Consider the following 7259-nt stretch of genomic DNA (forward strand, 5'->3'; position numbering starts at 1 on the left):
GCGCTGGATTTCCCCCCGGACGGGACCTATCACTCGGTCGATGACCGAGAGAGGACGCGTTCATGGCGAAAAAGGCGATCGCCGCGCTGACCGAAGCCGAGGCCAGCGAAGAACTTGCGCGGCTCGCGCACGAATTGGCGCGCGCGGATCAGGCGTATCACGGTGACGACGCCCCCGTTCTTTCCGACGCCGAATACGACCGCCTGAAGCGGCGCAACGCCGAGATCGAGGCGCACTTTCCCGCGCTCAGGCGCGACGACAGTCCCAGCGACCGGGTCGGCGCGGCGCCCTCCGAAGGCTTCGCGAAGGTGCGCCATGCGATCCGCATGATGTCGCTGTCAAACGCGTTCTCGGACGAGGAATTGCAGGATTTCGACAAGGGCGTGCGCCGGTACCTCGGCTTCGGCCCGGACGAACCGCTGAGCTACACGGCCGAACCCAAGATCGACGGTCTCTCGCTTTCGCTGCGCTACGAGAACGGCCGCCTTGTGCAGGCCGCGACCCGTGGCGACGGGGCGGTGGGCGAAAACGTCACGGCCAACGCCGTGATGATCGACGACATTCCCGACCGGATCGACGGCGCGCCCGACCTGCTCGAAGTACGCGGCGAGGTCTACATGAGCCATGCCGATTTCGAAGCGCTCAACCTCCGCCAGGCCGAGAAATCGGCGCGCACCTTCGCCAATCCACGCAACGCCGCCGCCGGCAGCCTGCGCCAGCTCGACCCCGAGGTGACTCGCGGCCGTCCGCTGAAATACTTCGCGTATTCCTGGGGCGCGTTGTCGGCGCGCCTCGCCGACACGCAGATGGCCGCGATCGAGCGGTTGGCGCAGCTGGGGTTCCGCACGAACCCGCTCACGAAAGTCGTCGAGGACGTGGACGCGATGCTGCGCCACTACGTCGAGATCGAGGCGCAACGGGCGACGCTGGGCTACGACATCGACGGCGTCGTCTACAAGGTGAACGCGATCGACCTGCAGGATCGGCTGGGCTTCCGCTCGACCACGCCCCGCTGGGCGATCGCCCACAAGTTCCCGGCCGAGCTTGCCTGGACCTGGCTCGACGGCATCGACGTCCAGGTCGGGCGCACGGGTGCGCTGTCGCCCGTGGCGCGGCTGCGCCCGGTGACGGTCGGCGGCGTGGTCGTGTCGAACGCGACATTGCACAACGAGGATTACATCGCCGGCCGCGACGCGAAGGGCGAGCCGATCCGCGACGGCAAGGACATCCGTGTCGGCGACTTCGTGCAGGTCTACCGCGCCGGGGACGTCATCCCGAAGATCGCGGATGTCGATCTGGAGCGCCGGCCAAAGGACGCGCAGCCGTTCGACTTCCCGCACCTGTGCCCGCAATGCGGGTCCGACGCGATCCGCGAGGCGGGCGATTCCGTGCGCCGTTGCTCGGGCGGGCTGATCTGCCCGGCGCAGGCGGTCGAGCGCCTCAAGCATTTCGTGTCCCGCGCGGCCTTCGACATCGACGGCCTCGGCGCCAAGCAGGTCGAACAGTTCTACGCCGACGGCTGGATCGCCGAGCCAGCCGACATCTTCACGCTCGAAGACCGGTTCGGCAGCGGCATGCAGCAGTTGAAGAACCGCGAGGGGTGGGGCGAGAAATCGGCTGAGAACCTGTTCCGCTCGATCCGCGAGCGTCGCCGGATCCCGCTGGGCCGGCTGATCTTCGCGCTGGGAATCCGCCATGTGGGCGAACAGGCCTCGCTGCTGCTGGCGCGGACCTACGGCACATGGGAGGCGTTCGAGACCGCGATGGTCGACGCTGCGCTTATGGAGGGGCCCGCCTGGGACGCGCTTCTGTCGATCGACGGCGTGGGCCGTGTTCTGGCGCAATCGCTGGTGGCGACCATGAACCAGGATGCCGAGCGCGCGGTGATCGACCGGCTGGTCGCCCTGCTCGAGATCGAAGAGGCCGAGGCGCCCAACGTCGCGGACTCGCCCGTCGCCAACAAGACGATCGTCTTCACCGGCACGCTCGAGCGGATGACACGGGCCGAGGCGAAGGCGCGGGCCGAGGCGTTGGGGGCGAAGGTGTCCGGCTCAGTCTCGTCGAAGACCGACATCGTGGTGGCGGGGCCGGGAGCGGGCAGCAAGGAAAAGAAGGCCCGTGACCTTGGGCTGACGGTGCTCGATGAGGATGCGTGGCTGGACCTCGTCGGCCGATGAGCGGACGCCCCGAACGTCTCTGGCCGCTCTTCGCCGAGGTCCAGAGTCTGGACGGCATCGGCCCGAAGACGGCGCAGGCGCTGGCGCAGACCGGGATCGAGGCGATCCGCGACCTGCTGTTCACCCTGCCGTATTCGGGGATCGACCGGCGCCCGCGTGACACGATCCGGGGCGCGGATCTGCCGGCGACGCTGACCGTGCCGGTCGTGGTGGGGCAGCATCGCCCGCCCCGCAAGCGCAGCGGCGCCTACCGGATCGAGGTCGACGATGCCGCAATGCGCTTCCAGATCGTCTATTTCCACGCGCGGCCGGAATACTTGATGCGGCTTCTGCCCCCAGGCAGCCGACGGTTGGTGTCGGGCCGCGTCGAGCTGTTCGACAACGTGCCGCAGATGACGCATCCGGACCATGTACTCGATCCCGCGGACGCCGGTTCGATGCCGGAATTCGAACCCGTCTACCCGCTGACCGCAGGCGTGACGCAGAAGATAATGACCAAGGCGGTCGCCCATGCGCTGGCCAAGGCGCCGGAGCTGGCCGAGTGGATCGATCCCGCGCTGGTCGCGAAAGAGGGTTGGCCCGGTTGGCGCGATGCCCTCTCCGCGGCGCACGCACCCGACCACACGGTTAATCTTGCGCCGACCGACGTGAACCGTGCGCGATTGGCCTATGACGAATTGCTGGCCCACCAATTGACGCTTGCCCTGGCGCGTCGCGCCCGCCGGACCCGTCCCGGTAAGATCACGCAAGGTGACGGTCGTTTGCGCACGATCGTGCGCGGCGCCCTCGAGTTCTCGCCGACCGGGGCGCAGCTGCGCGCGCTCGAGGAAATCACCGCCGATATGGCGCGGCCCGAGCGCATGAACCGCCTGCTTCAGGGAGACGTCGGATCCGGCAAGACGCTTGTCGCGCTGCTGGCGCTGCTCAACGCGGTAGAGGCCGGCGGGCAGGGCGTGATGATGGCGCCGACCGAGATCCTCGCGCGCCAGCACTACGATGGCCTCGCCCCGATGGCGCAGACCGCGGGCGTGACCCTGGAGCTGCTGACTGGCCGCGACAAGGGAGCCGAACGCGCTCGAAAACTGGCAGCGCTCAAAGCCGGCGAGATCGACATCCTCGTGGGCACCCATGCCGTTTTTCAGGATGACGTGGTCTTTGCGGACCTGCGCTTGGCCATCGTCGATGAGCAGCATCGCTTCGGCGTCCGTCAGCGTATGGAATTGGGACGCAAGGGCGACGGGGCGGACGTCTTGGTCATGACGGCGACGCCGATTCCCCGCAGTCTCGCGCTGGCGCAATATGGCGACATGGACGTCTCGGTGCTCGACGAGAAGCCGCCCGGGCGGCAACCCGTGCAGACCGCGCTGATCTCGGAGGAGCGGATGACCGAGGTCGTGGACCATCTGCGCCGGGCGATTTCGGAAGGGCGGCAGGCCTATTGGGTCTGTCCGCTGGTCGAGGAAAGCGAAACCTCGGACCTCGCCGCGGCCGAGGCGCGCTATGCCCATCTGCGCGCGGCCCTGGGTGAAGATGCCGTGGGGCTAGTTCACGGGCAGATGCCGCACGCCGACAAGGATGCGGCAATGGCCCGGTTCAATGCGGGAAACACCGCCCTGCTGGTCGCGACGACGGTGATCGAGGTGGGCGTGAACGTGCCGAACGCGTCGATCATGGTGATCGAGCGGGCCGAGGCGTTCGGCCTTGCACAATTGCACCAGCTGCGCGGACGGGTCGGCCGCGGCACGGCGGCGTCGACCTGCGTGCTGCTCTACCGCCCTCCGCTGGGCGAGGCCGGGATGCGCCGGCTGACCACGCTGCGCGAAACCGAGGACGGCTTTCGCATCGCCGAGGTCGACCTGGAAATGCGCGGCGCGGGGGATGTCATCGGCGTCGCCCAGTCCGGCGTACCGCGCTTCCGTATCGCCGATCTCGAACGTCAGGCCGGACTGATGGCCACGGCGCAAAGCGACGCGCGCCGTCTGCTGGAGCTCGACCCCGAGCTGAAGACGGAGCGGGGGCGGGCGGCGCGCACGTGGCTTTGGCTGATGCGACAGGACGAAGCCATCAGGCTGATCTCTGTCGGTTGACCCCGGCGCGCCGCCCTTCTGCACAATCACGTTCCTGGGGAGAACATGGTATGTTCTCAAGTGTTCTCATAAAGTTCTTTACAATGCGTGAACAAAGTGGAACAAATGAGAAACGAACACGGAGGATGCCATGTACCACACCGTCAAGACCGCACTGGATCGCCGCGACACCGGCCTATGGAACGACGTCGCGGGCGGCCTGTCGCTTGCGGTCATCTTCTACGGGGCACTGCATCTGCCCGTGATCGTCTGAGTTTTGCCTGCGTGTCGCACCCTTCGCGCATCCTGTCCCGGTGCGCGATCACGGGTCGTCCTGTCTGCCTGACGTCGAATGTCCGTTCCATGGCGACACGCCACTGACGCCGCTTCCTGTCCCGGAAGCGGCGTTTTTTTCAGTTGCCTCAGGCGCGCTCGCTGGCGGTTTCCGCCTGATGGGCGGCCTCGGCGGCGGCCTCGATCGACAGCATGATCGACGCGTGACGGTTCTTGAACGCGGCGGCCGGGCGCAGCACCTCGAACCCGTCGAAGGGCGCCGCGGGCGTGGGTCCGTCTTCCTTCAGCACCGCGCGCAACGCGTCGCGGGCCGCGTCCAGTTCGTTCGGGCTGCGCCCGATGATTGCCGATCCGACCACGGACGCCGCGGCCTGACCCAGCGCGCAGGCCTTCACGTCCTGCCCGAACGCCGCGATCCGACCATCGGCCAGCACCACATCGACGGTTACGGTCGAGCCGCAAAGCGGCGAGCGTTTCTTGACGGTCGCCTGCGGGTCGTCCAGACGGCCCAGATGCGGAATACCGGCCGCAAGCTCGAGAATGCGACCCGAATAGAGCTTGATGAGATCGGAGTCCCCGGACATGGCTTTCCCTTCGACGGCGTGACCCATAGATAGGCGTTCGAGCGCCAGAGCAAAACGGTTTTTCCCATGCACACCGATCAGACATTCGACCCGGCGACGCTGCGCTACGACGCGGCCGGACTCATCCCCTGCATCGCGCAGGAGGACGGCACGGGCGACGTTCTCATGATGGCGTGGATGAACGTCGACGCCGTCGAGCGTACGCTGCAGACGGGTCGAGTCACGTACTGGTCACGGTCGCGGGCTGCGTTCTGGGTCAAGGGCGAAAGCTCGGGCCACGTGCAGGAACTTGTCGATCTGCGCGTCGATTGCGACCGGGATTGCCTGCTCGTGATCGTTCGGCAGACCGGGCCCGCCTGCCACACGAATCGCAAGAGCTGTTTCTACACGGCGGTTCGGGATGGGCAGGAGACGGAACTGATGAAGCCGGAACGCGACTGACCGGTACGATCAGGCGCCCGAAGACGTGTTGAGGCGGTCAATCCTGCGACAATCCGACGAGGCTGCGCAGGTCACCCGGCGAAAGGCCCTCGTCCCGGTAGGCAGCGATCGCGCGGGCGTCGTCGCGCTTGGCAAGCCTGCGGCCCTCCGGATCGCGGATCAGGCGATGGTGCAGGTAGACCGGGGCGGGCAGACCGAAGAGATCCTGCAGAACCCTGTGGATCCAGGTCGAATCGCGCAGATCCGCGCCGCGAACCACGTGGGTGACACCTTGCGCGCCGTCGTCGAGCACGACCGACAGATGGTAGCTTCCGGGAAAGTCGCGACGGGACAGCACGACGTCTCCGACCTGGTCGATCAGGTCTTCGGCCGGGCGCGTCCGCGTCTGGATGTATCCTTGGTCGGTCTCGTCGAAGCGGATTGTACTCAGGCCCAGACGGTCCAGTGCCGCGCGCATGTCCAGCCGCAAGGCGGTATTCTCCGGCAACGGCGCATCCGGCGTTCGGGGCAAGATCCGGCAGGTGCCAGGGTAGACGATCCCGTCCGGGCCGCGCGCCGGTTCCGCACCTTCCTGCGGCGCGCTTGCGGCCGCGGCGATATCCCGTCTGGTGCACGAACAGGCGTAAAGCAATCCTTCGCGCCACAGCCATCGCAAGGCATCGACATAGGCATCCAGCCGGTCCGACTGGCGCATCGGCGGCGCATCCCAGTGTATCCCGAGCCAGGCGAGATATTCGTAGATGGCGCTCTCCCACGCGGGACTCGAGCGCGTCCGGTCGATATCCTCGATCCGCAGCAGGAATCGCCCGCCGTTGGCGCGCGCCAGATCGTGCGCAACCCACGCCGAATAGGCGTGGCCCAGATGCAAGGGGCCTGTAGGCGAGGGCGCGAACCGGGTCACGAGCCGTCCGTTCGGCGCGCGTAAGCCCGCCATGCCGCGTTCGGCGCCGTCCGTCGTCACTCGGCCGCCTGAGCCGCCTGCTGGGACTGAAGCCACTCGGCCCATGCGGCCTTGGCGCGATCGGTGTACGCCTTGTACCGGTCGCGACGGCCCCGGCGCCCGCCGCGGATGCCGTCGAGCGGCCGGAACAGGCCGAAGTTCACGTTCATCGGCTGAAAGGACTTCGCCTCGGCGCCGCCGCTGATGTGGTGGATCAGGGCGCCGTGCGCGGTATCCTGCGGTACAATCGGCAGGTCGCGGCCAAGGATCTCGGACGCGGCCATCCGGCCCGCCACCAGACCCATCGCCGCGGATTCGACGTAGCCTTCGACGCCGGTCACCTGGCCCGCGAAGCGGATGTTCGGACGCGTGCGCAGCCGCATGCGGTCGTCGAGCAGCGTTGGCGAGTTCAGGAACGTGTTGCGGTGGATGCCGCCCAGACGCGCGAAATTCGCCTCTTCCAAGCCGGGGATCATGCGGAACACGTCCTTCTGCGCGCCGTATTTCATTTTCGTCTGGAAGCCGACGATGTTGTAGAGCGTGCCGAGCGCGTTGTCGCGGCGCAGCTGGACGACCGCCCACGGCTTGGTCTCGGGATCGTGCGGATTGGTCAGGCCCACCGGCTTCATCGGACCGTGGCGCAAGGTCTCGCGGCCGCGTTCCGCCATGACCTCGATCGGCAGGCAGCCGTCGAAGTAGCCCGCGGTCTCGCCTTCGTGGAACTCGGTCTTGTCGGCGGCCAGCAGCGCGTCGATGA

7 protein-coding genes are annotated in these 7259 nt (G+C 67.4%); 4 read left to right on the forward strand and 3 right to left on the reverse strand.

The window, feature by feature from the left end; all coding sequences use genetic code 11:
* Positions 1 to 62: 62 nt before the first annotated feature.
* The 3 genes from ligA to ACFDTC_RS00210 all read left to right on the forward strand — a co-directional run bounded on the left by ligA (position 63) and on the right by ACFDTC_RS00210 (position 4517).
* On the forward strand, positions 63 to 2177 hold the full coding sequence (gene ligA / locus ACFDTC_RS00200; protein ID WP_375256838.1) for an NAD-dependent DNA ligase LigA: 2115 nt from the start codon (positions 63 to 65) through the stop codon (positions 2175 to 2177).
* Complete coding sequence (gene recG, locus ACFDTC_RS00205; protein WP_375256839.1) at positions 2174 to 4264, forward strand: ATP-dependent DNA helicase RecG; 2091 nt, start codon at positions 2174 to 2176, stop codon at positions 4262 to 4264. The genes ligA and recG overlap by 4 nt, the downstream gene beginning before the upstream one ends.
* A gap of 130 nt (positions 4265 to 4394) precedes the next feature.
* Complete coding sequence (locus tag ACFDTC_RS00210; protein ID WP_375256840.1) at positions 4395 to 4517, forward strand: hypothetical protein; 123 nt, start codon at positions 4395 to 4397, stop codon at positions 4515 to 4517.
* Positions 4518 to 4665: 148 nt separating this feature from the next.
* On the opposite strand, the gene ACFDTC_RS00215 is transcribed toward ACFDTC_RS00210, so the two are convergent.
* Positions 4666 to 5121 (reverse strand): iron-sulfur cluster assembly scaffold protein, encoded by a 456-nt coding sequence (locus ACFDTC_RS00215; RefSeq protein WP_375256980.1) that lies wholly within the window; start codon positions 5119 to 5121, stop codon positions 4666 to 4668.
* 66 nt (positions 5122 to 5187) lie between these two features.
* On the opposite strand from ACFDTC_RS00215, the gene hisI reads away from it, so the two are divergent.
* Complete coding sequence (gene hisI, locus ACFDTC_RS00220) at positions 5188 to 5562, forward strand: phosphoribosyl-AMP cyclohydrolase (RefSeq protein WP_375256841.1); 375 nt, start codon at positions 5188 to 5190, stop codon at positions 5560 to 5562.
* Positions 5563 to 5599: 37 nt separating this feature from the next.
* Here hisI and gluQRS read toward each other — a convergent pair whose 3' ends face one another.
* Positions 5600 to 6496 (reverse strand): tRNA glutamyl-Q(34) synthetase GluQRS, encoded by an 897-nt coding sequence (gluQRS, locus tag ACFDTC_RS00225; RefSeq protein ID WP_375256981.1) that lies wholly within the window; start codon positions 6494 to 6496, stop codon positions 5600 to 5602.
* 23 nt (positions 6497 to 6519) lie between these two features.
* Positions 6520 to 7259, reverse strand: a 740-nt coding sequence (trmFO, locus tag ACFDTC_RS00230; protein WP_375256842.1) for a methylenetetrahydrofolate--tRNA-(uracil(54)-C(5))-methyltransferase (FADH(2)-oxidizing) TrmFO, incomplete at its 5' end; no start/stop codon positions are given.

It is taken from the genome of Citreimonas sp. (assembly GCF_042096055.1).
Taxonomy (GTDB): Bacteria; Pseudomonadota; Alphaproteobacteria; order Rhodobacterales; family Rhodobacteraceae; genus Citreimonas.